Genomic DNA, 25,526 nt, shown 5'->3' on the forward strand with positions numbered 1-25,526 from the left:
GTTTTTTAAATCACTTAATCTCTTTGATCGTTTTGAAAGACCGATGTATCCAAATACGTTGGGGTTTTAATAAATTCTTCAGATAAAGAAATCGCTGGATAATCCGTTGCGAAACGGTGATAAAATTGCGTTTTTATTTTTTTATTAAAGAAATAAAACCAAAACTTCGGACGTTCTGTTTTAAAATCAATTTGTTGACTTAAATGATGCCCCTTAATTTTTTTAATCGATTCAAGTGGAATACTTTCTTTTTTCATACCTCTTAAATATGAAAATTCCATATTCGTATGATTGATCGTTAGATAAGATCCTAGTCCAATGTAGGCTGTTAAAATAAAAATAATTGCTGCAAGAATACTTACTACATTTAGCCGTTGAACCTCTAAAATACCTATTAAACTAATAAAAAAAGTAGTCCAACTAATAGACCAATAAATAATTTGATAAGCAGGTTCCAAAGAAAGACGATACCTTATTGTTGCTTCGTTCTTCAACCAGGATTCCTCCTTTTATTGTTAGGATGATTCTATAGTATCATAGATTAATTTGGGAAGCTATTAAGAAACTTATAAAATTGAAAAGGAGACTCTTTTTGTCATGCTTAAAATTTATACAGATGCTGCAACAAAAGGCAATCCCGGTCCAAGCGGCGTTGGCATTGTCATTTCTGGCCCCAAACAATTCTATCAACAATTAGCCATCCCTTTACAAGAAAACTGTAGCAACCACGAAGCTGAATTCCAGGCTCTTTTAATTGCCTTACAACATATAGAAAAACAACATCTTTTAACTGAAACGGTCATGATTTATACCGATAGTAAAATCGTAGCGAATTCGGTTGAACGTAATTATGCTAAAAATGATCAATTCGCGACTTATTTAAAACCCATTCATCATATTTTAAATCAAATAGAACTATCCTTTATTAATTGGATTCCTGAAGCACAAAATAAAGGCGCTGACCACTTGGCTAGACAAGCTCTGCAATTAAAGTTAAAAGAAAAAGCTTAGTAGATAACTACTAAGCTTTGCAATACATGTGCCTGTTTACGAATAAACCACTCCATTGATAATGGTTTGCGATACGTCATAAGCATCGTCTAATAGTACTAAATCTGCAATATACCCTTCTTTAATTTCCCCAATACGATTGAGTCCTAGTATATTTGCTGGCGTAGTAGAGGCCATTTTAATACCATCAGAAAGCGGAATGCCAAAGTCAACGCTTAGTTTTAGTGAACGATTCATTGTAATGGTACTAGAAGCTAGCGTTCCATCTTGAAGTCTGGCAATGCCCTCTTTAACGGATACTTGATGTCCACCGAATACATAATCACCATCTCCCACACCCATTGCCTGTAAGGCATCTGTAGTCAACACGAGTTTATTGGGCCCTTTGATTTTATGCATCAAGCGAATAATACCTGGATGTAAATGTACGCCATCAACTATGGCTTGCAAACTAACACCATCATTTTCTAAAGCGGCTGCTACCAAACCTGGGGCACGATGATGAATTGCGGGCATTGCATTGAAACAATGAGTAATATGACTAGCACCTTCTTCAAAAGCTTGCGTTGCTTCTTCATAAGTCGCATTTGAATGAGCAATTGCCACTACTACATTGCGCTTTGTTAAATAGTGAATCAAGTCAATTCCTCCTGGCAATTCTGGAGCGATGGTTACCATTTTAATTAAGTCTCCTGCTTCTTTAAAAATAAGATCCATTTCTTCAAAATTAGGATGGCGTAGATACTTTTCATTTTGCATGCCTTTTTTTAATACATTTAAATAGGGACCTTCTAGATGGATTCCAGCAATTTTAGCCCCTTCTTCTTTTCCAATCACTTCTTTAGTACTACGAATCATCTTAAGAAGAGATTCTAGTGAGGAACTAACTGAAGTAACTAAAAAACTGGTACAGCCTGTCTCAGCACATTTTTTCGAAACTGCCTGAATGCTTTCGGTTGTGCCATCCATCATATCAAAATTATTGGCACCATGAATATGGACGTCCACCATTCCAGGAATAAGAAGTTGATTTTTACCATCTAGGACAACCGTATCTTCCAGACATTCAATATTTCCGGTAGAAATTTGCTTAATACGTTGGTTTTCAATCCCAATGGTTACTTTTTTTCTTGTCCCATCTTCAATAATGTGTGCATTTTTTATTAGTAAATTCAATGAGCTCACTCCTCTGTAATGATTATTTCAATATTCTGATCTTCTAGTTTATTTTTTAATTCTTTTGAGAACGGTTGATTTGAAATAATCAGATCAATTCCGCTAAATGCTAATTTGAAAGAAGTTTCAACAGCTATTTTTGAAGAGTCAACAACTAAACATACTTTTTTAGCATTTTTAATAATGGCCTTTTTCATTTGAATATCGGTTAACTCCGAGTAAAAGATACCGTTAGTGGAAATCCCCGCAGCACCAATAAAGGCACAATCAAATAAAAAAGTAGACAATTGTTCAATGGTGGCTTCTCCATGAATCAAGTGTGACTGAGCATCAAATAAGCCTCCTAGTAAAAAAACGTCACTTTTTTTATTTTTTTTAGAAAGAGCAAAAGCATTGTCAACTGATTGAGTGACCATCAGTAATTGCTCGTGGTTTAAGTGCTCTGCAATCATTTGAACCGTGGTGGAGACATCAAAAAATAGAACTTGATGTGGTTTTATTTCCTCAATTGCTTTTAAGGCAATTGCATCTTTTTCTTTAGCGTTTGCAATCATTCGATCAGTATAGGTTTGAATTTTTTCTTTCATAACGGGTAAAGAAATCCCTCCCCGATAGCGCTCAACTAATTCTTGATTGAGTAAAACTAAAATATCACGCCGAATGGTATCTTTAGAAACCGATAATTCTTCCATCAGCTCTTCTGTTGAGAGTTCTTTTCTTTCTTCTAATAACTCAAGAATAGTTTTCAACCGATCTTTTTGATTCATTTATACCACCTCTTTTTAAGTTTTATTAAGTTTTTTACTATTATTTTTAAGTTATTTTAAGTTTAACCCTTTTTTTAAAGAAAGTCAATGCCAATATTGTTAAAAAAAAGATACTAAGAATCATCGATTCTTAGTATCTTCTACTTAATAATCATAAACCATTTGATAGATTTTATCTTGTAATTCCAGTAAATAGCGAGGATTTAAGGCTTCTTCTGTTGCTTCTAAAATCAATTCATTCGGCTCTTTAAAGGCACCGTATTGATGGATGTGCGCCGTTAACCATTGACGAATGGGTTCATAGTCGCCCGTTTTATAAATTGCTTCTAAATCAATTTCTTTTGCCATAGTATGTTGCAATTGCGCTGCATACATAAAGCCTAGAGCATAGGATGGGAAATAACCAAAGCTACCGCCACTCCAATGGACATCTTGTAAAATCCCTTCAGCATCATTGGTTGGTGTTACACCAAGGTATTCCTGATATTTTTGATTCCAAATTTGCGGCAAGTCCTTCACATCAACCTCATCATTAAAAATCATTTTTTCAATTTCATAACGAATAATAATGTGAATTGGGTACGTTAATGTATCGGCTTCAATTCGAATCAAGGAAGATTTCGTTTCATGTAATCCCTTGTAAAATGTTTCAAAATCAACATCATCTAGCTCGCCATCTGCATAGCGTTGCAACAATGAGTAGTTATCTAACCAGAATCGTTTATCGCTACCCATAACAATCTCATAAAATAAGGATTGTGACTCATGAATTCCCATTGAAACACCACCACTCAACGGCGTGTAATCATATTTTTCAGAAATATTTTGTTCATAAATGCCATGTCCAGCTTCATGAATAATACCAAAAATTGCCATTTTATAATTATGTTCATCCCAACGAGTCGTAATTCGAGCATCTTTGCGATTCATACTTTGCATAAACGGATGAATCGTATCATCCAGTCTTCCAGCTTCAAAACGGTACCCCATTTTTTTAACGACTGCTGTAGAAAAAGCCTTTTGATTTTCTTTACTCATAAAACGAGTTAAAAAATCAGTTTTAGGAGGTGTCCCATTTTCCTTGATTTTAGCTAAAATTGCCAGAATGCCTTCTCTTAGTTCAAAAAATAATTTATCTAACTTGGCAACCGTCATGCCTGGTTCATATTGGTTTAATAAAACATCGTAATTTGTGGCTTCGTCTTTTTTCCAATAGGTAATAAATTTCTTTTCATAAGCAATAATTTTTTCTAACGATGGCAAGAATACCTTAAAATCTTGGGTTTCTCTTGCTTTTTTCCAAGTGGCATCCGCTTCACTCGTTACTTTGATGAAGTCTTTGTATTCATTTTGTGGAATTTTATGATTTAAATCATATTCTTTTTGAACTTTTTCCACCATTTTTTTTAACTCATCAGACAGTTCACTTTGATTTTTGTGAAGTTCACTTAAATAATGAACCATTTCAGTGGAAGTTGATTTTTCAAATGCTTGACTCGCTAGATAACTTACCAATTCGCCACGGTAAGAACTGCTTTCTTCAGGCATTCCAGTTAATGAATCCCACTCTAACAGCGCAACGGCTTCATTTAATAAAGCAATTTCTTTAGTTAATTCTAAAAAACCTTTTTCTTGTTCCCCCATCTAAATTCACTCCTTTAAGTTCTTGGTGCTCTTGGTGGACGTTCGCCCCAATACTGGAAGAAATCGGTACGAAGTGCGCCATTGTAAAGCTTACGTTTTTTCGTTGCTCGTTCTCCATAGTAACTTTCAAATGTTAAATCGCTTGTTAAAATATATTTACTCCATGTTTTTAACGGACGATAGGTTGTCCCCATTTGTTTGTATAGCGTTTGAACGGCTTCTTCTTCTCCTAAACGCTCACCGTATGGTGGATTTGCTATAATTACGCCATATTCTTTATCTGTGGTAAAATCACTTAACTGCATTTGTTTAAAGGTAATGCTGTCTCCTAGACCTGCTTCAATCGCATTTTCTTTTGCAAATTCAATCATTTTCCCATCAATATCGCTTCCCACAATATCTAATTCAATATCGTAATCTGCTAAAGATTCAGCTTCTGTACGAACTTCTTTAAAAATCTCCTCGTCAAACCAATCCCACTCTTCACAAGCAAAACTGCGATTGAATCCTGGTGCAATGTTATGACCAATTAATGCTGCTTCGATTGGAATTGTCCCACTCCCACATACAGGATCATAAAATGGACGGTCTTTTCTCCAAGATGTTAGCAATACTAAAGCAGCCGCCATATTTTCTTTTAGCGGTGCCCCACCTTTTGAAGTACGGTATCCTCGTTTAAATAAACTTGGTCCCGTTGTATCTAATGTAATTGTTACTTTATCTTTTAATAAAGCCACTTCTAACTGATACAATGCACCTGTTTCTGGCAAACGCGTATTACGATGGTACACGTCACTTAGTCGGTTTACAATGGCTTTTTTTACGATAGCTTGGCAATCTGAAACGCTATATAATTTAGATTTGATTGATTTACCAGCAACTGGGAAACAGGCATCCATTGGCAATAAGTCTTCCCAAGGCAATGCTTTTGTTTTTTCAAACAACTCATCAAACTCATAGGCATTAAATTCACCAACGATAATTTTCACACGATCGGCCGTACGCAACCATAAGTTGGTTTTAGCAATATCACGCATGCCACCTTCAAAAAATACTTTCCCGTTTTCCACTTGACATTCATACCCTAAATCTTTGATCTCTCGGCCTACTAAAGCTTCGATTCCACTAGCTGCAGTCGCAACAAGTTGAAAATTTTTCATTCTATTTCCTCACTTCTATTTATTAGTTTTGAACAGTCTCTACATTTTAAACGAACCTTAAAAAATAGTCTTTTTTAGTATACCATTAAATCCTTTAATTTTCATAAAAATACAGAGTGTCTGTTAAATTTTTTAGTTTAAATAGTAAAAAAATTCCACCTTCAAATGAAGATGGAATTCTTACCTGAATTTGTAAATTTCTGTAAGCCATGTTCTGTCAGGGAATGCGAGTCAGGTGACTGCACACTCCCGAGGTAATTATCTGTCTGCAATTACTTGCCTCTTTCTCTCGTTCATTTCCTTAGAAAGAGTGCCCCTACCAAAGTTTGGGTTGCTCGCTCGAGGGGTTTACCGCGTTCCACCCATTACGTTTCCATAATGGCTTCGTCACTGTGGCACTTTTCAGGAATACTCAAGCATAGTTTTACAACCTTAGCCATTTTTTCCGCCGTTACTTTATCATTTGATAAAGGCCTTAGCTTATGGTTTCGCTAAGCACGAACACTACAAGCATCTCAGCTTGTGCGAGCATGGACTTTCCTCAGCCTAGTCAAGCTAGACCGCAATTACCCAAAATTTACAAATAGTTTCTATCTAAGCTTAGACTTCTTCATTTTCATCTAATTTTGAACCAAACACATGTCGTTCTAGATTAGATAAACGTTTCAGAATGTCAAAGTTTGTTACAGTATTGTTAGGTTGTGAAGAATACGTTGGTTTTGCAATTGTTGCTTGTTTTGTCAACTCATCTACTTTACTTAAAAGACGTTCATGTTCAGCTTTTAACTGCGTGATTTCTTTATTGTAAGATTCATAATCTCGAATCACATTATCCAAAAATTCATCGACTTCTGCTGGACTATAGCCACGCATGCTTGTTTTAAATTCTTTTTGTAAGATATCTTTAGTTGTTAAGTTTCTATTTGCCATGGTTACACCTCATTTTTATACTGTCGCTATTTCATTATAGCATAAATTCAATGCTTTTTCCTATTGTATCAAAAATTATCGAAAAAAAAAACTAATTTCTTTATTCAAATGTCTGATTTTGCAATTGATCGAAGTCGATTAGCAAACATTCGTACGTTGTTTTTTCTTGTTTTCTTTGGATTGCTTCATATAAGTATTTTGTTTTCCCTTCAAATTCAGGGTCGTAAACAAGTAACGCTAACTCACTGTGATCTAATAAAAATTGTTGATGGTTTTTTAATTGCACGGGACTTTCATAAGGTTTGTGAGAGGTGCTGTCTGTATAATCAGCTGCTTGTTTAATTTTTTGTAATTTTAATTGGTTGGTTTCATTCCAATTTGATCCAAATTCATAAAATGGAAAAATAACGCTATATTTTATTTGAGGATAGTCTTTTTTTAATTCCTGTACAACTTCAGCTGCCCATTGTTCCACACCTGATTGACCTCCAATTAGAATCCATTCAACTTGATTGTTTTCAATTAGTTGTGTTATTTCTTGTGATAAACATTTTTTGATGACGGCAACCTTAGGATCATCTTCTTTAAAAACACCTAATTCAAAAGAACGATAACCGCTAATTACTAAATTTGCCATAAGCATGCTCCTTTCTACTTTCCAATCGCCTACTTTTTTTGATATAATGAGCTACTAGGAGTGTGATGACTATTGGCTATTGGATATCCAAATGGTAAAAGCTATTCTCATAGTGCCGAAAATAACAAAAAAAATCAAGTAAAAAAGACATCCCATTCTTTTTCCAAAAGAGGAATGACTTTGGAAGATGACATTAACGCCAGTAATGAAAGTTATTTATCTCGAAATAAAGCGGTGATTCATAAAAAACCAACGCCTGTCCAAATTGTACAAGTTGATTACCCAAAACGCAGTGCCGCAGTTATTAAAGAAGCCTACTTCAGACAAGCTTCTACTACGGATTATAATGGTGTTTATCAAGGGTTCCATTTAGACTTCGAGGCAAAGGAAACACAAAACAAGCAATCCTTTCCATTAAAAAACTTTCATGAACATCAAATTTTGCATATGAAACAATGTCTAGCTCAGCAAGCCATTTGTTTTGTAATCATGAAATTTACCAGCGTTAATCGGCTTTTTTTATTAGAAGCTCGCTTTTTGATTGACTATTGGGATTTAAAAAACAATGAAGGTAGAAAGTCAATTCCATTAGAAGAACTTGAAAAAAATGGTTATGAACTGTATTATGGATTATCTCCACGTATTCCATTTTTAGATGTGGTAGATATTTTAATAGAAAAAAGCTTTTCAAAGGAGTCGAACAATCATGACAAGCGATAATGAAGAAATGTCACGTGTAGCAAATAAAAAACCAAAAAAAGGTGGAAAAATGAAATTATGGAAGAAAATCCTACTTTCACTGATTGGAATTGGCGTTCTTGTGCTACTAGCAGGAATCGGCTTGTTTGCCTACTATGCTTCTTCTGCACCTAATTTAACAGAAAAAGAACTAAACGGTTCCTTTTCAACTAAACTTTTAGATAGCAAAGGAAATGTTTTTAAAGAAATCGGTGGCGAAAACAGAGAAATTGTTGACGGAGACCAAATTCCTCAATCGTTAAAAGATGCGGTCATTTCAATCGAGGACCGTCGTTTCTATAAACATATCGGAATCGATCCAATTCGTATTGGTGGTGCTGTCCTTGCTAACTTTAAAGGCGGTTTTGCTTCACAAGGCGGGAGTACTTTAACCCAACAATTGGTGAAACTTTCTGTCTTTTCAACAAAATCTTCTGATCAAACGTTAAAAAGAAAAGCTCAAGAAGCATGGCTATCACTAAAATTAGAACGTAAATACTCAAAGGAACAAATTTTAGATTTCTATGTCAATAAAGTTTACTTGGCAAATAATGTTTACGGCGTTGGAAAAGCCAGTCAATATTATTTTGGGAAACCATTGAATGAAATCAGTTTATCTCAAGCTGCCCTACTTGCTGGAATGCCTCAAGCTCCAAATAGCTACAACCCTTATACCAATCCAGATGAAGCTTTGGCTCGTCGAAACATGGTACTGGACGCTATGGCAAGCAACAACAAAATTACTACCGCTGAACGTGATGCTGCTAAAGCAGAACCTATTAATAGCGGTTTAGTAGATCACACAGAAGAAACTTCTGATAATCTAGTAATTGACGCATATTTAAAAGAAGTAATTGAAGAAGTATCAAAGAAAACAGACGTTGACATTTATACTGATGGTGTCACGGTTCATACCAATCTTGATATGGATGCACAACAACATTTATATGACACCTTAAATACTGAAAACTATGTTAAATACCCCGACGATCAAATTCAAGCGGGTGTTTCAATGGTTGATGTGAATACAGGTCAAATTAAAGCTCTTGGTGGAAGTCGCAAACAAACTGCTGAACTAGGACTGAATCGTGCAACTGATTTGCAACGAAGTATTGGTTCAACCATGAAACCACTAGCAGATTATGCTCCAGCAATTGAAAATTTAAATTATTCAACTTACCAACAAGTCGTTGACGCGCCTTACACTTATTCAGATGGAAAAACACAAATTAGAAACTATGACAAGGGCTATAAAGGTCAAATGTCTATCCGAGAAGCACTAATTGATTCTCGTAACATCCCTGCCTTAAAAACATTGCAAGCAGTTGGCTTAGATAAATCAAATGAATTTTTGAAAAAAGTCGGCATCAATATTAAACAGCCTGACGGTTATGAAGGGCTTGTTGAATCAAATGCAATTGGGGGCGATGTTTCTCCTGTTCAACTATCTGCATCCTACGCAGCTTTTGCAAATGGTGGTACGTACTATAAACCATACGCCGTGAACAAAGTCGTTTTACAGAATAAACAAGAAATTGATTTAACCTCCAAAGGCGAAACCGCTATGAAAGATTCCACTGCCTATATGATGACGGATATGTTAAAAGATGTCATTAAAAAAGGTACGGGTACAGCCGCTGATATTCCTGGCTTAGCTCAAGCTGGTAAAACGGGTACAACGAACTATGACGATAAAATCGCAGATAAGTTTCCTAGTACTTCCTCACCAGACGCTTGGTTTAGTGGGTATACAACGAACTACTCTATCTCGGTTTGGGTTGGTTATGATGATCCAAATGCGGATAATCATGATTTAAATCCAAATTCTCAAAAATTACCTGCTCGTATTTATAAAGAATTAATGACTCATGTTTCAAAAGATATTGAAACAAAAGATTGGAAGAAACCTGCAACGGTTGTTTCTTCACCCGTTTTAAATGGTAGTAACCCTGCTGCTAAACCTGGTCCGAATGTTTCAAGTAGCAACATTGTAACTGAATTATTTGTTAAAGGAACCGCACCGACAAATACGTCAAATGGGACAAGTAATACACCTGAATCATTGCCTGCTCCAACTGGTTTGTCAGCAAGTTACAATCAAGGAACAGATGCCATTTCTATCTCTTGGGATAGTTATAAAGCTTCAAGTAAAAATGCTAAAGTTAGTTACCTCTTAAATGTTAATGGACAGACTTACGAAACAAGTGATCTCTCCTACACCGTTCAAAAACCAGCAAGTGGTACGAACGCTATTTCATTGGTAGCTTCCGTTGGAGGACAAAGAAGCGCGGCCGCTTCAACTAGTGTTCAAGTAGATTCTAAAGCTGCTGAAAGTTCCAGTGAATCTGTAGTAGAATCCATTGAGCCACCTGCAAGTAGCGAAGCTAGCTCAGAAATTGTACCTCCTGAATCAAGTAGTAGCGAAGCAAGTTCTAGCACACCACCACCAGATACCAGCTCTGGTGGCAATGGTTCTGAATCCTCTTCGACAGAAATTCCAACAGGTACTCGAAATAAAAATTTTAGTGCACTAGGAAAATTTTTATGGATTTTCAACCGAAATTAATGCAAACAAAAGAGCGTTTTAAGAATGAATCATTCTTAAAACGCTCTTTTTAGTTTCGTTGGAACCTTAAAGCCCCATACGTTGTTTTCCTTCTCTACATTGGGTTAGTAATGGACATATCTCACATTTTGGACTTCTTGCAGTGCAGTGGTAACGCCCAAAAAAAATCAAACGGTGGTGGGCATCTACCCACATTTTAGCCGGAAGTTTTTCCATCATCGTTTCTTCTACTTGCAATACACTGTCCTTAATTCGGCATATCCCTAATCGTTTTGTCACACGTTCTACATGAGTGTCAACAGCGATTGCAGGTACGCCAAAAGCATCTCCTAAAACTACGTTAGCTGTCTTTCGACCGACACCTGGTAAACTCATAAGTTCTGCTCTCGTTTGCGGGACTTCCCCATTGAATTCTTCCAATAGTTTCCGACAACATCCTTGAATATGTTTGGCTTTATTTCGATATAGACCAATTGTTTTAATGTCATTCATTAGTTCTTCTACAGGAACCGATAAAAAATCAGCTGGGGTAGGATATTTTTTAAAAAGATTTGGTGTAACCTTATTCACTGAAATATCCGTTGCTTGAGCACTTAGCATTACTGCAATTAATAAGTGAAACGCATTATCATGTACCAATTCACACTTTGCGTTTGGAAACATCTCCCCCATCACATCAATTGCATGAATGGTTTTTACTTTTGAGTACAAACGGGATCCTCCTTTTTATTTCTAAAATGAGTCGTTATTCAACCAATTGTGCAACGGTACTTTTGTTGTATTTTTTGCAGATTCATTGGTTGGATTCTGGCTTGGTTTAACTTGATTTTGTCGATGTTTTGTCGATTCTTTTACTACTTGATCTTTTGTTCGAATATTTTTTCGTTCCCAATTTAAAAGAATTCGATCAACATATTTTAAATTGTACACTTGGCTGAGGACGGCTTCTCGAAGCGCCAGCTCAATTAAATCGATTGGATAATGATCCTCATCAAGCCACATGCCGATTGTTTCAATTTCAATAGGAGATAAGGGTCTGCCAAATTCGGATTCAAATTGCTGGAACAACTCTTTTTCATTTTGAACTTCTTTCACTTTGACGGTTTCTGTTTCCGTCTTTATAAGTAGCCATGCTAATTTATCCCAAAGTTGCGTTAAACTATAGGCATCTTGTGTTTTTCCATCAGCTGTTTTGTCTGTTTCAATGGCAAGAACTTTCTTTTGAATCAGTTGGTGAACCCCATGAAAAACGCTATCTGTGGACTCATTCATGCGCATTGCGATTTCTTGTGTGTCTGGAAATAAGACGCCTTCATCCATTAATGATTTTAATTGAATGACTAAAATCAGTTCGTTATTCGTTAAGCCAATTTTATGATAGTGCTTTAATAAGAGATTCGAAATAGACGTATTTCCCGCCTTTAACCAACTCTGTAAAATATAATTATCCATGTTATCAAACTCCTTACGTCACTTATTATAGTACGCTATTTTATTAAGGAAGACAATCCTAAATCAATCAATAAAAATAGCAATTTCCAACACTTCTTATGGAAGCCTGGAAATTGCTAGATTTAATTTTTAGATTAAGGGTAGATACGGTTTAATAGACGTGGGAATGGAATTGATTCACGAATATGCTCTGTGCCACAAATCCAAGTTACCGCTCTTTCTAAGCCTAAGCCAAAACCAGAGTGAGGAACTGTTCCATATTTACGTAAATCTAAATACCAAGAGTAATCTTCTTCTGCTAAACCAAATTTTTTGATAGCTTCTTGAAGTTTATCAAAATCAACTTCACGTTCACTCCCACCAATAATCTCACCATAACCTTCTGGAGCGATCATATCTGCACATAACACAACATCATCACGATCTGGATGTGGTTTCATGTAGAATGGTTTAATTGCTTTTGGATAGTTTAAAATGAAGACCGGTTTGTCAAATGAGCTAGCGATAAAGGTTTCATGAGGCGAGCCGAAATCATCTCCCCATTCAATGTCTTCAAAACCATTTTCTTTTAATAAAACGACAGCATCGTCATAAGAGATACGTGGGAATGGCAGTTCTGTATATTTTTTCAGTAATTCAACGTCACGATCTAAGACATGCAATGCGTGTTCACAGTTATCTAACACTCTTTGAACTAAGAAAGCGACATATTGTTCTTGAACTTCAAGACTTTGGTCTTGGTCCATAAAAGCCATTTCTGGTTCAATCATCCAAAATTCAATTAAATGACGACGTGTTTTTGATTTTTCTGCTCTAAAAGTTGGTCCAAATGAGAAGACTTTCCCAAAGGCCATTGCTGCAGCTTCCATATACAATTGGCCACTTTGAGAAAGAAATGCATCTTGGTCAAAGTATTCAGTATGGAATAGCTCTGTTGTGTCTTCAGCAGCATTTGCTGTTAAGATAGGTGGATCAATTTTGATAAATCCATTGTCATTAAAGAAGACATACGTCGCAAGAATGATTTCGTTACGAATTTGCATAATGGCATGTTGTTTAGATGAACGCAACCATAAATGACGATGATCCATTAAGAATTCAGTGCCATGTTCTTTTGGTGTAATTGGGTAATCTTGACTTTCTCCAACAACTTCCACTTCTGTAACCGTCATTTCATAACCAAATTTTGAACGGCTGTCTTCTTGGATAACCCCTCTTACTAAAATCGATGTTTCTTGGTTTAGTCCTTTTGCTAGTTGGAACATATCATCTCCAACTTCACTTTTTACGACAACTCCTTGAAAATAGGCAGATCCATCACGTAATTGTAAAAACGCAATTTTCCCGCTTGAACGTTTGTTGGCAACCCATGCGCCAATTTCAACTGTTTCGCCAACATGGTGTTTGGCTTCGTTAATTGTAATTCTTTTCACGTTTTGTATACTCCTTTTAGTTAAACTATAGTTTAGTTATTCATTTTTTTTAGTACATATTGATGAATTCTTGCAATTCCTGTTTTGAGTGTTTCTAAATCCGTTGCATAACTGATTCTAAAATTATCTTTTGCGCCAAAGCCAGAACCTTGTACCACGGCTACATGAGCTTCTTCTAGTATGCCGTCAACAAATGCATCTACTGAATCAAAACCACAGGCTGTTGCTGCTTTTTTTACATTTGGAAACAGATAGAAGGCGCCTTGAGGTTTGATTACTTCAAATCCTGGAATGGCTGCTAATAAAGGATACGCGGTATTTAAGCGTTCTTCAAAAGCAAGACGCATTGTTTCAACAATTTCTTGACTGCCATTTAATGCTTCAATAGCCGCATATTGACTAGCTGCTGTCGGATTGCTAGTAGAATGGCTTGCAACATCAATCATTCCTTTGATGATGTCTTTGTCTCCTAGAGCATAACCAATGCGCCAACCGGTCATTGCATAGGTTTTAGAAACGCCGTTAATCAAAATAGTTTGTCGCTTGATTTCATCAGATAAAGTCGCAATTGAAATGAACTCATGTCCATTATAAATGAGTTTACCATAAATTTCATCAGAAATAATAAGAATTTTATGTTTTACTGCCCAATTGCCAATTTCTAGTAGTTCTTCTCTCGTGTAAATCATCCCTGTAGGATTTGAAGGAGAATTTAAAATAAGTGCTTTTGTCTGATTTGTTCTCTTTTCTTCTAACTCAGAAACTGTGATTTTATAGTCTTTTTCAGGTTGTCCATTGACCAAAACGGGCGTTCCTTCTGCTAACTTGACTTGTTCCGTATAGCTCACCCAGAACGGCGCAAGAACCAACACTTCATCTTTAGGATTGAGGATAGCTTGAAATAGATTATAAAGTGCATTTTTTGCTCCATCGGTTACAATAACTTCTTCATCAGCATAAGTCAATCCTGTATCTTGCTGTGTTCGTTTTCGAACGGCATCTCGTAAAGCAGGCAACCCTGCTGTTGGTGTATAATAACTTGCTCGTCCATTTTGAATGGCTTCAATAGCGGCTGCTTTAATCGTATCGGCTGTTTGAAAATCAGGTTCCCCTACTCCTAAACCGATGATGTCAATGCCTTTTGCAATTAACTTTTTAGACTTAGCTGATGTTGCTAAGGTAATCGATTCTGTAATCTGTTCCATTCTTTTAGCCAATTTACTCATGTCTGTTCCCCCTAGTTAAATATTGCCGATATCACGAATGTATTCGCCATCTTCTAAGGTTATCACATGATAGCCTAGTCGACCATTTTTTTCTTGATAAGCTACTTCCCAAATTGGGACTTTTTTATCCATTCCAATTCGTGATTCTAATATTTTTTCTGGATTTTTAGCTTCTCTTGTCATGCTTCGAGCTTGCCCTTCAGAAATTGCTTTATCTGCATCGATTACCGTTGTTTTTCCACCTTTTTTTGCAATAATCACAATAATCGCTTTATTTTTATTTGTTTTCCCCGTTACCGTAAAATAGGTTTCTTTGCCATTATACCAGTAGAAATCATCCACTTCTTTTAAATCTGTTTCACTTTTAGCAATCTCGATTGCTTCTGATTTTGCCTTTGACATGGGGTGATTGCCTTGATAATAAATCGTTGCAGCACCCACTACAATCGTCGCCATTATAATGGTTAAAATTAAAACAAACCATTTTTTCATTTTTTTCACCTACTTTACATTTAGAGAATCTGTCTTCAGTCGTTTTATTATACCAAACTTTTTTCCTTTTGCGGTTTGAAAATGCTAAAAAATTCTTTAATTTAGCTTAAGAAATCTTGAATTTCAGTTATAATCTCAGCCATAGGCAATTCTTTTTTAGGCAAGTCTGTCGGCAATGAGTGCAACATTTGTTTGCCGTAATTTGTTTTAAATAAGCGGTCATCTAAAACCAACATTATTCCTCTGTCGGTTTCTGAACGAATCAAACGACCTAACCCTTGTCTTAGACGTAACGTAGCTTTGGGCAATGCTTCAACTGAAAAAGGATTTTCACCTAATGTTTCAAGGTAATGGTATTTTGATTTTACAAAAGGTTGTTCTGGTGAATCAAAAGGCAATCGGGTCACAATGATGATTCTTAATGACTTCCCTGGCAAGTCCACGCCTTCCCAAAAACTATCTGCACCTAATAAAATACCGCCATTTGCATGAAAGAAGCGTTTTAAAATTCGTTCTCGGCTTCCTGAAATTCCTTGAGCTAAAATTTCACGTTGATTAAATAAATGGTTTTGTTGTAACAAGCGATACACATCCTGCAAGGGTTCCAAGGCATTAAATAAAACCATAATATTTTCTTGGCTATTTTCAATCAATTGCGTTAATTGCGCTACAATTGATTCCACGTAATGTTTCTTCGACATTGATTTAATGCTCCCCATTTCAGTGGGTAAATAGAGTCTCGCTTGGTTTTTGTAATCGTAAGGAGAAGCTAGTATTAATGTATCTAACTCTTTTTCACCAATTTGTTCCTCAAAATAATCAAATGCTCCTCTGACTTCCAGTGTTGCGCCTGTATAGACAATCTGTTTGGCCTGTTCAACCAAATGTTCTTTTAAAAATTCCGAACTATTGATAGTAGAGCGTTTGATTTTAAAACTATTTTTAGGACTCTTTTCCTTATAAGAAAACCAAGTAACTGCATAGGGATTTTCATTGTTAAAAATAGTTTTAAACATTGTTCCTTGTTGCTCTATAGTAGTTAACAGCACATTGAAATCTTCAACAAAATAACTTTCTGCTAAACTCAATGTCTCTGGTTCACGTATTAGCTGCTGAACCAATTCAAAACCAAGCTGACAAATTTCCGTAAATTCTGCACTAATTTTTTTGATTTTCCGTTTATTTTCAAGAGACCACTGGATTGTGTCACTCAGCATGACATTAATTTCTTCACTTTTATCCATTTTTTTTGTAGCCATTTGATGACAAATCAATAACAACTCATCTAAAAATTCTGCTAGTTCTTCACTTAAAGACAACCCGCTCATTTCTAAATTGCTTAATTGATACGCATAAATACTTTTTACTTTTTTTGACAAATTTTCAAATTGATTTAAGTAACTATCTTCACTATCCATACGTCCGATCAACTTCAAAGCGTGGTGCACTTGGTAGTAACTAAACGTCTCACTAGAAGCAGCAACTGCTACATCCGATAAATGATGCGCTTCGTCAATAATAAATCGATCTACTTCAGGAAGTTCCGGTACCTCTCGTTTAAAATCATGGCATAAAAAAGCATGATTGGTGATAATAATGCTCGCCTGTTGCATAACTTTTTTGGCAAATAAATAAAAATCTTCTTTATACCAAGGATCCTCTTTAGGATCCTTTAACCAGCCATGGTGACAAACTTTCTTCCAAAAGGTTCCGTTAAAGTTGGTCATATTTAGTTCATCTAAATCGCCAGTTACTGTTTGTGTTAACCAAGTTAGTAAACGCATTTTTAAAAGAGCATCATTCTTGTTTAAGGTTTCTGATTTTATTTCCTCAGCAAAACGTGATAAATGAAGGTAATGATTTTTACTTTTCAAAATAGCTGCATTTACGTTAAAAGGCACTAACTTATTTAATTGAACAATATCTTTTTCAATCAGTTGTTTTTGCAACAATGTCGTATAAGTGCTAATCACAACTGGTCTTTTTTGATCGGCTAAATACGCTAATGGAATTAGGTAACCTAACGTTTTCCCCACGCCAGTAGCGGCTTCAATTGCTAGATGTGCATTCGAATCTTTTTGAAAAGTATCGTAAACTCGGTCCATCATAGTCACTTGGCTTTCACGAATAACCAAATGATCGGAAAATAATTGCTCCTTTTCTACTAATGAAAGTGGATAGTTTTTTGGTTCTTCCCAGTTGCCAACTTGTTCCAATTGAATCTCTTTTTTTTGAAGTGCTAACCCATCCTTAATCATCAAAGCTTCCGGTAAAGGAGGAATTTCACTGCGGACTTTTTCAAGACAATCAATAAAAAATTCATTTGTATTCATTGAACAAAAAAGAGCTAATTCCACCATTTTTTCCAATGTAACCAAGGGCAAATTCATCGCTATTTGCTGCAGCATTAAAAATAACTCTCCCGTCACATAAGCATCACTATCTGCTTGATGAGGGTTCCTATGTTGAAAATGAAATTGATTCGCTAAATCGGTTAATCTAAAACTAGGAGCTGTCGGCAATAAGATTTGAGCTAGTTCAACTGTATCCATTCCTTTTAGCGTTAGGGAAGGATAACCCGCTTGTTGAAATTCATTATTTAAAAATTGATAATCAAATTGAATATTATGAGCAATAAAAATACAACCTTCTAATAAATTGTAAATCGTTGTTGCAACATCTTCAAAATACGGCGCGTTTGCTACCTGTTTTGTTGTAATTCCAGTTAAATGCTCAATTTGTTTTGGGATGCGAATCAAGGGATTAATATCTGTTGCAAATTGTTGAACAATTTTTCCATCTTCTATTAAAACGCAGCCAAATTGGATAATTTTATCTCCATTTAAGGCATTTCCACCAGTTGTTTCAATGTCCACAACTGCATATGTTGTCTTCGTTTTCACTTTTTTCACCTAATTCTTGATTCGTTATGTTTTCGTCATCTCTCATCATACTATGAAGCGAAGAAAATTACAAAAACGCGTTCACTTTAAAACAAAAAAACAACTAAGCTTTTCAGCTTAGTTGCGAATACAGAATTAAAGTTTGTCAGAATAAATTTCTTTTGCTGTTTTAGTTGGATCAATCACAACATATAAATTTTTATTTGCAATAAATGCACTTTGGAATTCATTGTCATTTCCATCCACATCTTTTGCTTTATATGGGAAATAGACACGGTCTGTTGCGACGATCACATTTGATAATGGGTGATCCGCATCTTTATATAAGATGTCCATCATTTCAATATCAGGATACTGTGTTGCACGCTCGAACATGCCTAATTCCAAACCACCTAAGTTGATATCATCGGTATGAACGTGATCAGCTTCTTGAGCAATTTCAATTCTTAATGATTCACAAGGATGAATTTCTTGGAAATCACTGTCTCCAATACGTCCAAAACTTGTTGTAATTTGTTTGATCCAAAGATCCCCAATGTGTTGCTTTTCAATTGTCCAAGTTTCACCATTGCGGAAAATAAATTTAAGTGCTGTTACTTCTTTTTTCATAAGTCTGATCTCCTTTGCTTTCCAGCTAGAATTAGAGTGTTAGCGTTAACGAATTAAGCTTCCTCACATTATTATTTTAACATACCTTAATGAAAATTGCTTCAGTAAAAACAATTCATGAATAAATCCAAAAAAACACCTTCATAACAATTCCGTTATGAAGGTGTTTGAAAAATTATTTATTAGTTAAATACACGGAAACGTGCTGCATCATCCATATATTCTTTTTCGCCAGCGGCTTGTTCAATTGAACCAAATGGCATTTGCGCTCTTAAATTCCATGAAGCAGGTAAATCAAATTCAGCTCTAACAGCGTCATCGATTAGTGGGTTGTAATGTTGCAAGCTAGCACCAATGTTTTCTACTGCTAATGCAGTCCAAACTGAATGTTGTGCAATGCCGCTTGATTGTTCAGACCATACTGGGAAGTTATCCGCATATAATGCAAATTGTTCTTGTAGGTTTTTAACAATATCCATATCTTCAAAGTAAAGGATCGTTCCTTTTCCAGCACGGAATGAAGCAATTTTATTAGCAGTTGCTTCGAAAGCATCTGCTGGTACTTCTTTGCGAAGTGCTGCTTCAACGATATCCCATAATTTATCATGCGATTCATTAAATAAAACAACCACTCGTGAAGTTTGTGAGTTAAATGAAGATGGACTTTCTTTTACTGCTTCTTTTACTAATGAAACGATGTTGTCATTTGATAATGAAACATTTTTACCTAATCCATAAATTGAACGACGATTTTTTAATAATTCTGTGTATTGGTTTGACATAATGTGTTTCCTCCTCTTAGTTACTTACAAACAATATATTAACATCTTTCTTTTAGTAAGTAAAGTGTTTTTACTTATTTTTTGTAATTAAATTTTCAAAAGATCTGAAAACCTTGTTAATCCAAAGAAAAAACCTCTTTTTTTAAGATTAAAAAAACAGAGCTGACCGTTAAAAGAACAATCCACTCTGTTTTCAATTACATTTAAATTTTTTCCATAAAACTCTGTCTCGATACGATTGCTCGAATATGAGTACCCGTTGCAATCATTTCCTCATCAACAACGGCCTTTACATCAAAAAATAAAATTGATTTTTTGATTTCTGTTAGTTTTACAAAGCATGTGACTTCTTTTCCGACTGGCGTAGCTTTCACATGTTTTAAATTCATTTCAATTCCCACTGTCGTCTCGTCATCACTCAAACGTTCTGAGGGAATTTCTTTGGCCGTATTCTCTAACATTGCAACCAAACGTGGCGTTGCTAAGACTAAGAGATCTCCTGAACCTAAATGTAAAGCTGTATCTTCATTTTTCACCATAAATTGTTTACTTTGTTCCTCTATCATAATGCGTCTTCTCCTTTATCAGCCACTAACGCCCATTCAAGAATCGCTTGTTTTTGATTTGGAATCGCCCCAATTAATACCTGTTCCTCAATGTTTGCTAACAATTCTCCTAGCCAAGGTCCAGCAGGTCGTTTTAAGGCTGTTATTAAGTCACTGCCACTCACTTGCATCTCTTGACGGTCTTTGATTGGCAAGTCCTCATACAGCTCTTGAAGGGTCTTTAAATGACTTTCTTGTTGAAAGCCTTCAATTAATGATTCAACTTCTAACGCAATTTCAAGACCAGCTTGATAAAGTCCTTCTTTAGTCCAAAAAGAGTCTAGTCGTTGATCAAAAGCAATCCGTTCTTTGATTACATGCTTAATTTCCTTTTTAGAACATTTCCAATTTCTTAAAAAGAGCTCAATTTCTGCCACAGGAAGTTCTATAAAGTACGTTAACAAGGTCCACGCACTCGTTGCTGTCCCTAAGTGTGTTTCTAAAGTTGCAAAAGAAGTCAATCCCGCTTTTTTAGATGCTAGTCCTGGACAAAATTGATACAACTCTGTTTCAATCATTTTTCTTAACCCAATTTGTCGACCCTGTCCCAATAATAATTTGACAAATTCAACTTGAATCCGTTCAACTGCAATTTTTTCTAAAAGAGCATGGTGCTCTTTTATAGCCAATTCAGTTTTAGTTTCCATTGAAAAATTTAATTGACTAACAAAACGAACGCCTCGCATCATTCGTAACGCATCTTCATGGAAACGCTCCGAAGCAGACCCAACCGCTTTGATTACTTTTTTTTCAATATCTTTCAAACCGCCAAAGTAATCAATTAGCTCTCCTTCACTGTTCATGGCTAATGCATTTACCGTAAAGTCTCTGCGTTTTAAATCTTCTTCTAATGAACGAACAAAGGTAACCGCATCTGGTCGTCGATAATCTTGGTAAGTCGACTCTGTTCTAAACGTGGTGACTTCATAGCCTTCTCCTTCAAATAGAACCATCACCGTACCATGTTCAATCCCAACATCTACCGTTCTAGGAAAAATTTCTTTGACTTCCATAGGAAATGCACTTGTTGCAATATCCACATCCGCAATGGGCTTTTTTAAAATCCTATCCCGCACACTTCCGCCTACAAAATACGCTTCGTATCCTGCTTCTTGAATTTTTTGGATAACGGGCAAAGCCTTCATAAATTCAGAATCTAATTTTCTCATAAAAGATTTTCCAACCCATAAACTAACTGATCCAATTCCATCACTTTTTCACAACCTAATGCGACACCTGTCATAAAGGACGCGCGGTCATAGGAATCGTGACGAATCGTTAACCCTTCACCTGCACTACCAAATTGAACTTGTTGATGGGCTACCAAGCCTGGTAAGCGAACACTATGAATTTTCATGCCTTCAAAATCTGCTCCACGTGCTCCTTTAATTAATTCTTTTTCCGCCGGATTTCCTTGTTGATGGTACCCTCGAACTTCCGCTATCATTTCTGCTGTTTTAATCGCTGTTCCACTTGGGGCATCTAATTTTTGGTCGTGGTGTAGTTCCATAATCTCAACATCTGGAAAGTATTCTGCTGCTTTTGCTGCAAACTGCATCATTAAAATGGCTCCAATGGCAAAATTAGGGGCGATTAGTCCACCAAGTTTTTGTTCTTTCGTCTTTGTGATTAAACCAGCTACTTCACTTTCTGTAAACCCAGTCGTTCCTACAACTGGACGAATGCCATTTTCAACGGCAAACAAGGTGTGTTGATAGGCTACTTTTGGGATTGTAAAATCAATCCAAACATCAGGTTTCACTTGTTTTACTAAGTCTTCTTTTTCATGAAATACAGGAATATTCAATGAAGGAAACTCCGGCAACTCATTTAAATTCGCTTCTGTTGCTGTTGGATCTAGAACACCTACTAATTCAAATTTTTCATTTTCTATGACCATCTTAGTGGCTGTTAATCCCATTTTCCCTTTAAAACCTGCTACTACTATTTTAATCATTGTTCTCTTCTTTCCTTTCAAAACGGTTTTTATCCCGTTGATTAAATTTTTCCATCACTTGATCGAATGAACACGTTAAGTCAATCTCTAAGGAATTCGCCATTGAGATGGTCACAAATAATAAATCGCCCAATTCTTCTGCAATTTCTTTTGTTTCTTCACTGACTTTTTTTGGTTTTTCACCATAATAATGATTGACTTCTCTAGCCAATTCACCTACTTCCTCCGTTAATCTTGCCATCTGGCCTAGCGGAGAAAAATAGCCGGTCTTAAATTGAGTGATGTATCCATCCACCTCATCTTGCATTTGTTTTAATGTTTTATCCGTCATCGTTATCACCTCATTTAGGATACTGCTACTCTTTTATAGTAACAAACTATTTCATGTTTTCAAAGACTAAAAAAGCTACCTAGCAAACTTCCCAAAAGGCTCGTTAACTAGATAGTTTATTTGGATGATTAAAAACGACTGATTTCTTTTTCAAGTGAATTTAATGCAGCAGATAACTCTATAAAGTCCTCTTTATTTTGACTTTCTAACGCATCATCAATTTTCTTTAACAATTCTGTTTTTTGCTTAGCTAGCGTCAACGTAAGGAGGGCTTCTTCTACATCGGTTTTTATTTGATCGCTAATCGTATCATTCCAACGATGAAATGGATTGTCTTCTAAAACAGCTAAATACTCTGGTACTTGCCACTGATCTTGGAAAAACAATTCAACGTATAAGTCATCATTCCAATTCAAACGAACTTCATGAAACGCTTGTTCTGGATCATTAAAAATCGTGCCTTCTTTATAAAATTGAAATGGCGCTTCTTGCGTTCCAACAGTTGACAGCGCCATCCCTCTTGGAGTCGTTTCAACTGCTTCAACAAAATGTACGCGACTCAAAATAACATCGTGGTTAAGGAGATAGTTAATGATCCACATAGATTCTCTTCGCTTTAATTGATAGCGATCTAAAAATAAACTTAAAAAAGCTTTTTTGGTTTCTAGCGATATTTTGATACTCATCTTGGACTTCCCCCTATTCTTAGCAATCGTATAGGATAGTCATTGCTTGATTCCATTTATTATAACGTATTTAATTAATATTCGCTATTGATTTCATCTAAGAGTAACACCATTTCTTCATCCGTTGGTTCAAGTGCAAGGTATTCAGATAATACTGTTTTTGTTACATTCAGATTGCCTTCTTCTCTCAAGAAAAGGGCATATGCTTTAAGGAAATCTCTATTTTGTTTGAAGGCTTCATAAGCTTTTTGATAAGCTTCATTTGCTTTTGAATATTCTTCAAGATTTTCATAGGCAATCGCTAAGTTCCAATAAAATTGTGGATCAGCTTCTTCATTAATCAACGCTTTTTTAATGGCCGCTACACTCTCTTCAAAACGGTCTTGTTTAATAAATAAATTAGTCAACTCAAGTTGAATCACTTCGCTCTCAGGTTCTAGAGCCAATGCTTCCTCTAAATACGTTTCTGCTTGCTCTTCATTGTCTAATTTTAAGAAGATTTGAGCAGCGTAGTAGAAAAGCTCATGATTAAACTGATCAACTCGCAAGCCTTCTCGAATGACTTCTGAAGCTTTATCTAACTGATTTTCTTCTTCTAAACTTTTAGCTAAATATGGATAAAGCGAGGTATAACTTGGGTCTAATTCTTTTAACTTAAATAAGGTTTCACTTGCTCGACGGAATTCTTTATTTTGCAAATAAGTAAAGCCTAGCTCAAATAATAAATTCGTAGATTCATTCTCTTCAACTCCAGTTTCTAAATAAGGAATCGCTTGTTCAAAATCACCAACCGCGCTATGGGCACTTCCACAACGAGCAGATAGATTAATTCCTGTCATATCGTCAATTCCTTGGGCTAATAACTCTTCATAACCGTGAATTGCTTGCGCATATTTCCCCATTGTAAAGTAAAGCTCCGATAGCGCAAATGTTAGAATAGGCTCTTCAGGAAGGATTTCCTTCGCTTGTAAGAGTTTTTGCTCGCTAACCTCGTACAATCCTTGAACTTGATACAAATCAGCAGAGACAAGTAATGCTTGCGGATATGCTGGGCTATCTTCCTCAATTTCTAACAACCAGTCCATCGCTTCATCAATAGCGTCCGATTCAATTGAAATTTCAGCTAAACCGATTTTTAATTCATCATCTGTTGGGAATTCTTTTAATAGTTGTTCATAGATTGCTTTTGTTTCATCTAAAAATCCCAATTCGTATAATGTATCTGCTAGAAGATACAACTCATCTGGTAAATCCTTTGCTAAAGCTTCTTGAAAATAATCTTGTGCTTCCATTAACTGATTGTCTTGTAATGCCGCAATCATTTGTTCTCCATAGCTCATTTATAAAAACTCCTTTTTGATAATTCTTGATACTCTATGATTAGTGCTAACAATTCTGATAGTGGGATCGTCTCGCTTACTAATTTACCATCTTTTGATACTAAATAAAACTGAGATGAATGCTGATGTAGTGTTTCAACTATATCTGTCACTAACCAATCTTCTGGTAACGCTAGTTGATAACCTAGCTGTTGCATTTTTTTTAGCCAACTCTCTAATGCCATTGTACATCCACTTCGTTGCTGAGACGCAATCAAAGCCAATGTTATTCCAATAATCGTATCACTAGTTGTTGTGAGGTTTTTTCCATCAGTAAGAGTGGTTAATGCTCTCTGAAAATCTTGTCCTAATAGCGTTGCTACATGTTTTTGCTGATGCACTTCATTTACAGTAGTTACATACGTTGATACATAAGGAATCATGCTTTTGTCTTGCAAATCTTTTACATCGTTAAAGTCTTTCAGTAATTGGAGATACAAGTCATGGTTGTGGCTAACTGCTAGTTGTAGCCACGTAGCAAATCCTCTTTGAGTCGTTGCTAAATCATTGATTGATAGAAATCGACCATCTAAAAAAATAGTCGCAATTGTTTGATTCACTGAGCCCATCACTTTTCCTGTTTGAGTTAACTGCGCGTTTCCGCTGATGCTCACATGAAATGCTTCTAAACTTGTTGGAATGGCTACTAGTGGGTATTTTTTGTAATAAAGATGGGCAAAAAAACTGGCTAGTTGAATAACGGGTTCCGTACCAAATGCAATAATGAATGACTTTTTTTTCAAGTGAATCTCACCACAATACGTCATCAAGGCTAAAAGCTCTTTGAAACTTTTAGCCTCGATTGAATTCGGACAAATATACCAGAATAATTCTTGCCGTTTAAAGAGGAGACTGAGCTTCTCGTAGTATCGCTCATATGTTTTTTGGTTCGTAACAATCAATACCTGTTCCGTGTCTTGAAAGAGTGACATTTGGTCGATAACTAGTTTATTCAGCGTTTCTCCGAAAAAAACTGTTGATGCCTCATCGGCTTGATGAACTTGCTGTTGCAAATGACATCCATCCTTTCATTTTTTGATAC

25 protein-coding genes and 1 other RNA gene are annotated in these 25,526 nt (G+C 35.8%); 3 read left to right on the forward strand and 23 right to left on the reverse strand.

The window, feature by feature from the left end; translation table 11 throughout:
* Window positions 1-14: 14 nt before the first annotated feature.
* Entirely contained in the window at window positions 15-494 is a 480-nt protein-coding gene (locus CDIMF43_RS08500) for an EbsA family protein (protein ID WP_074402701.1), read from the reverse strand.
* 103 nt (window positions 495-597) lie between these two features.
* On the opposite strand from CDIMF43_RS08500, the gene CDIMF43_RS08505 reads away from it, so the two are divergent.
* Window positions 598-1,011, forward strand: coding sequence for a ribonuclease HI family protein (locus CDIMF43_RS08505; RefSeq protein ID WP_109841758.1), 414 nt, complete (start codon window positions 598-600; stop codon window positions 1,009-1,011).
* Between the two features lie 36 nt (window positions 1,012-1,047).
* Here the strand turns inward: CDIMF43_RS08505 and nagA are convergent, their stop codons facing one another.
* From nagA to CDIMF43_RS08540, 7 genes are all read right to left on the reverse strand, one after another.
* Entirely contained in the window at window positions 1,048-2,187 is a 1,140-nt protein-coding gene (gene nagA, locus CDIMF43_RS08510) for an N-acetylglucosamine-6-phosphate deacetylase (RefSeq protein WP_233218307.1), read from the reverse strand.
* Between the two features lie 5 nt (window positions 2,188-2,192).
* Complete coding sequence (locus tag CDIMF43_RS08515; RefSeq protein WP_074402698.1) at window positions 2,193-2,954, reverse strand: DeoR/GlpR family DNA-binding transcription regulator; 762 nt, start codon at window positions 2,952-2,954, stop codon at window positions 2,193-2,195.
* Window positions 2,955-3,098: 144 nt separating this feature from the next.
* Window positions 3,099-4,598: a carboxypeptidase M32 gene (locus CDIMF43_RS08520; protein ID WP_109841759.1), complete on the reverse strand. Its 1,500-nt coding sequence runs from the start codon at window positions 4,596-4,598 to the stop codon at window positions 3,099-3,101.
* Between the two features lie 14 nt (window positions 4,599-4,612).
* Entirely contained in the window at window positions 4,613-5,758 is a 1,146-nt protein-coding gene (locus tag CDIMF43_RS08525; RefSeq protein WP_074402696.1) for a THUMP domain-containing class I SAM-dependent RNA methyltransferase, read from the reverse strand.
* 198 nt (window positions 5,759-5,956) lie between these two features.
* Window positions 5,957-6,336: RNase P RNA component class B (gene rnpB, locus CDIMF43_RS08530), an RNA gene on the reverse strand.
* A 22-nt stretch (window positions 6,337-6,358) separates the two neighbouring features.
* Entirely contained in the window at window positions 6,359-6,688 is a 330-nt protein-coding gene (gene gpsB, locus CDIMF43_RS08535) for a cell division regulator GpsB (RefSeq protein WP_074402695.1), read from the reverse strand.
* Window positions 6,689-6,788: 100 nt separating this feature from the next.
* Window positions 6,789-7,325, reverse strand: coding sequence for an SLOG family protein (locus tag CDIMF43_RS08540; RefSeq protein ID WP_109841760.1), 537 nt, complete (start codon window positions 7,323-7,325; stop codon window positions 6,789-6,791).
* A 72-nt stretch (window positions 7,326-7,397) separates the two neighbouring features.
* Here CDIMF43_RS08540 and recU point away from each other — a divergent pair, with 72 nt between their 5' ends.
* Complete coding sequence (recU, locus tag CDIMF43_RS08545; protein ID WP_109841761.1) at window positions 7,398-8,045, forward strand: Holliday junction resolvase RecU; 648 nt, start codon at window positions 7,398-7,400, stop codon at window positions 8,043-8,045.
* Window positions 8,032-10,629, forward strand: a complete 2,598-nt coding sequence (locus CDIMF43_RS08550; protein WP_109841762.1) for a transglycosylase domain-containing protein — start codon at window positions 8,032-8,034, stop codon at window positions 10,627-10,629. The genes recU and CDIMF43_RS08550 overlap by 14 nt, the downstream gene beginning before the upstream one ends.
* A gap of 66 nt (window positions 10,630-10,695) precedes the next feature.
* On the opposite strand, the gene nth is transcribed toward CDIMF43_RS08550, so the two are convergent.
* From nth to CDIMF43_RS08625, 15 genes are all read right to left on the reverse strand, one after another.
* The gene (nth, locus tag CDIMF43_RS08555; protein ID WP_074402692.1) at window positions 10,696-11,340 is read right to left on the reverse strand and encodes an endonuclease III; all 645 of its coding nucleotides are present in this window, start codon (window positions 11,338-11,340) and stop codon (window positions 10,696-10,698) included.
* Between the two features lie 21 nt (window positions 11,341-11,361).
* A complete protein-coding gene (locus tag CDIMF43_RS08560; protein ID WP_109841763.1) occupies window positions 11,362-12,081 on the reverse strand; it encodes a DnaD domain-containing protein in 720 nt (239 codons plus the stop codon).
* A 134-nt stretch (window positions 12,082-12,215) separates the two neighbouring features.
* Window positions 12,216-13,514, reverse strand: coding sequence for an asparagine--tRNA ligase (gene asnS, locus CDIMF43_RS08565; RefSeq protein ID WP_074402690.1), 1,299 nt, complete (start codon window positions 13,512-13,514; stop codon window positions 12,216-12,218).
* A 32-nt stretch (window positions 13,515-13,546) separates the two neighbouring features.
* Window positions 13,547-14,740, reverse strand: coding sequence for a pyridoxal phosphate-dependent aminotransferase (locus CDIMF43_RS08570; RefSeq protein ID WP_109841764.1), 1,194 nt, complete (start codon window positions 14,738-14,740; stop codon window positions 13,547-13,549).
* Window positions 14,741-14,755: 15 nt separating this feature from the next.
* Window positions 14,756-15,232, reverse strand: coding sequence for a cell wall elongation regulator TseB-like domain-containing protein (locus CDIMF43_RS08575; RefSeq protein ID WP_109841765.1), 477 nt, complete (start codon window positions 15,230-15,232; stop codon window positions 14,756-14,758).
* Between the two features lie 101 nt (window positions 15,233-15,333).
* On the reverse strand, window positions 15,334-18,135 hold the full coding sequence (gene dinG, locus CDIMF43_RS08580) for an ATP-dependent DNA helicase DinG (RefSeq protein WP_233218308.1): 2,802 nt from the start codon (window positions 18,133-18,135) through the stop codon (window positions 15,334-15,336).
* A gap of 135 nt (window positions 18,136-18,270) precedes the next feature.
* Entirely contained in the window at window positions 18,271-18,744 is a 474-nt protein-coding gene (locus tag CDIMF43_RS08585; protein WP_034569586.1) for a hypothetical protein, read from the reverse strand.
* Window positions 18,745-18,926: 182 nt separating this feature from the next.
* Window positions 18,927-19,526 (reverse strand): nitroreductase family protein, encoded by a 600-nt coding sequence (locus CDIMF43_RS08590; protein ID WP_074402687.1) that lies wholly within the window; start codon window positions 19,524-19,526, stop codon window positions 18,927-18,929.
* 203 nt (window positions 19,527-19,729) lie between these two features.
* A complete protein-coding gene (locus CDIMF43_RS08595; protein WP_074402686.1) occupies window positions 19,730-20,092 on the reverse strand; it encodes a thioesterase family protein in 363 nt (120 codons plus the stop codon).
* Window positions 20,089-21,300 (reverse strand): CCA tRNA nucleotidyltransferase, encoded by a 1,212-nt coding sequence (locus CDIMF43_RS08600; protein ID WP_109841767.1) that lies wholly within the window; start codon window positions 21,298-21,300, stop codon window positions 20,089-20,091. Before CDIMF43_RS08600 ends, CDIMF43_RS08595 begins: the two co-directional genes overlap by 4 nt.
* Complete coding sequence (gene dapB, locus CDIMF43_RS08605) at window positions 21,297-22,088, reverse strand: 4-hydroxy-tetrahydrodipicolinate reductase (RefSeq protein ID WP_109841768.1); 792 nt, start codon at window positions 22,086-22,088, stop codon at window positions 21,297-21,299. Before dapB ends, CDIMF43_RS08600 begins: the two co-directional genes overlap by 4 nt.
* Window positions 22,081-22,419 carry a nucleotide pyrophosphohydrolase gene (locus tag CDIMF43_RS08610; protein ID WP_109841769.1) on the reverse strand — a complete coding sequence of 113 codons (339 nt, stop codon included), beginning with the start codon at window positions 22,417-22,419 and terminating at the stop codon, window positions 22,081-22,083. Before CDIMF43_RS08610 ends, dapB begins: the two co-directional genes overlap by 8 nt.
* Before the next feature lie 128 nt (window positions 22,420-22,547).
* The gene (locus tag CDIMF43_RS08615) at window positions 22,548-23,105 is read right to left on the reverse strand and encodes a ReoY family proteolytic degradation factor (RefSeq protein ID WP_074402682.1); all 558 of its coding nucleotides are present in this window, start codon (window positions 23,103-23,105) and stop codon (window positions 22,548-22,550) included.
* Window positions 23,106-23,179: 74 nt separating this feature from the next.
* Window positions 23,180-24,445 (reverse strand): tetratricopeptide repeat protein, encoded by a 1,266-nt coding sequence (locus CDIMF43_RS08620; protein WP_109841770.1) that lies wholly within the window; start codon window positions 24,443-24,445, stop codon window positions 23,180-23,182.
* Window positions 24,442-25,497, reverse strand: a complete 1,056-nt coding sequence (locus tag CDIMF43_RS08625) for a dehydroquinate synthase/iron-containing alcohol dehydrogenase family protein (RefSeq protein ID WP_109841771.1) — start codon at window positions 25,495-25,497, stop codon at window positions 24,442-24,444. The genes CDIMF43_RS08620 and CDIMF43_RS08625 overlap by 4 nt, the downstream gene beginning before the upstream one ends.
* Window positions 25,498-25,526 lie beyond the last annotated feature (29 nt).

Source organism: Carnobacterium divergens, assembly GCF_900258435.1.
GTDB classification, from domain to species: domain Bacteria; phylum Bacillota; class Bacilli; order Lactobacillales; family Carnobacteriaceae; genus Carnobacterium; species Carnobacterium divergens_A.

Excerpts from the sequence above, each read along its gene's own strand:
- CDIMF43_RS08505 (WP_109841758.1), top strand. The coding sequence starts at position 598 with ATGCTTAAAATTTATACAGATGCTGCAACAAAAGGCAATCCCGGTCCA.
- CDIMF43_RS08515 (WP_074402698.1), bottom strand. The coding sequence starts at position 2,954 with ATGAATCAAAAAGATCGGTTGAAAACTATTCTTGAGTTATTAGAAGAA.
- CDIMF43_RS08520 (WP_109841759.1), bottom strand. The coding sequence starts at position 4,598 with ATGGGGGAACAAGAAAAAGGTTTTTTAGAATTAACTAAAGAAATTGCT.
- CDIMF43_RS08525 (WP_074402696.1), bottom strand. The coding sequence starts at position 5,758 with ATGAAAAATTTTCAACTTGTTGCGACTGCAGCTAGTGGAATCGAAGCT.
- gpsB (WP_074402695.1), bottom strand. The coding sequence starts at position 6,688 with ATGGCAAATAGAAACTTAACAACTAAAGATATCTTACAAAAAGAATTT.
- CDIMF43_RS08540 (WP_109841760.1), bottom strand. The coding sequence starts at position 7,325 with ATGGCAAATTTAGTAATTAGCGGTTATCGTTCTTTTGAATTAGGTGTT.
- CDIMF43_RS08550 (WP_109841762.1), top strand. The coding sequence starts at position 8,032 with ATGACAAGCGATAATGAAGAAATGTCACGTGTAGCAAATAAAAAACCA.
- CDIMF43_RS08560 (WP_109841763.1), bottom strand. The coding sequence starts at position 12,081 with ATGGATAATTATATTTTACAGAGTTGGTTAAAGGCGGGAAATACGTCT.
- CDIMF43_RS08570 (WP_109841764.1), bottom strand. The coding sequence starts at position 14,740 with ATGAGTAAATTGGCTAAAAGAATGGAACAGATTACAGAATCGATTACC.
- CDIMF43_RS08575 (WP_109841765.1), bottom strand. The coding sequence starts at position 15,232 with ATGAAAAAATGGTTTGTTTTAATTTTAACCATTATAATGGCGACGATT.
- CDIMF43_RS08585 (WP_034569586.1), bottom strand. The coding sequence starts at position 18,744 with ATGAAAAAAGAAGTAACAGCACTTAAATTTATTTTCCGCAATGGTGAA.
- CDIMF43_RS08590 (WP_074402687.1), bottom strand. The coding sequence starts at position 19,526 with ATGTCAAACCAATACACAGAATTATTAAAAAATCGTCGTTCAATTTAT.
- CDIMF43_RS08595 (WP_074402686.1), bottom strand. The coding sequence starts at position 20,092 with ATGATAGAGGAACAAAGTAAACAATTTATGGTGAAAAATGAAGATACA.
- CDIMF43_RS08600 (WP_109841767.1), bottom strand. The coding sequence starts at position 21,300 with ATGAGAAAATTAGATTCTGAATTTATGAAGGCTTTGCCCGTTATCCAA.
- dapB (WP_109841768.1), bottom strand. The coding sequence starts at position 22,088 with ATGATTAAAATAGTAGTAGCAGGTTTTAAAGGGAAAATGGGATTAACA.
- CDIMF43_RS08610 (WP_109841769.1), bottom strand. The coding sequence starts at position 22,419 with ATGACGGATAAAACATTAAAACAAATGCAAGATGAGGTGGATGGATAC.
- CDIMF43_RS08615 (WP_074402682.1), bottom strand. The coding sequence starts at position 23,105 with ATGAGTATCAAAATATCGCTAGAAACCAAAAAAGCTTTTTTAAGTTTA.
- CDIMF43_RS08620 (WP_109841770.1), bottom strand. The coding sequence starts at position 24,445 with ATGAGCTATGGAGAACAAATGATTGCGGCATTACAAGACAATCAGTTA.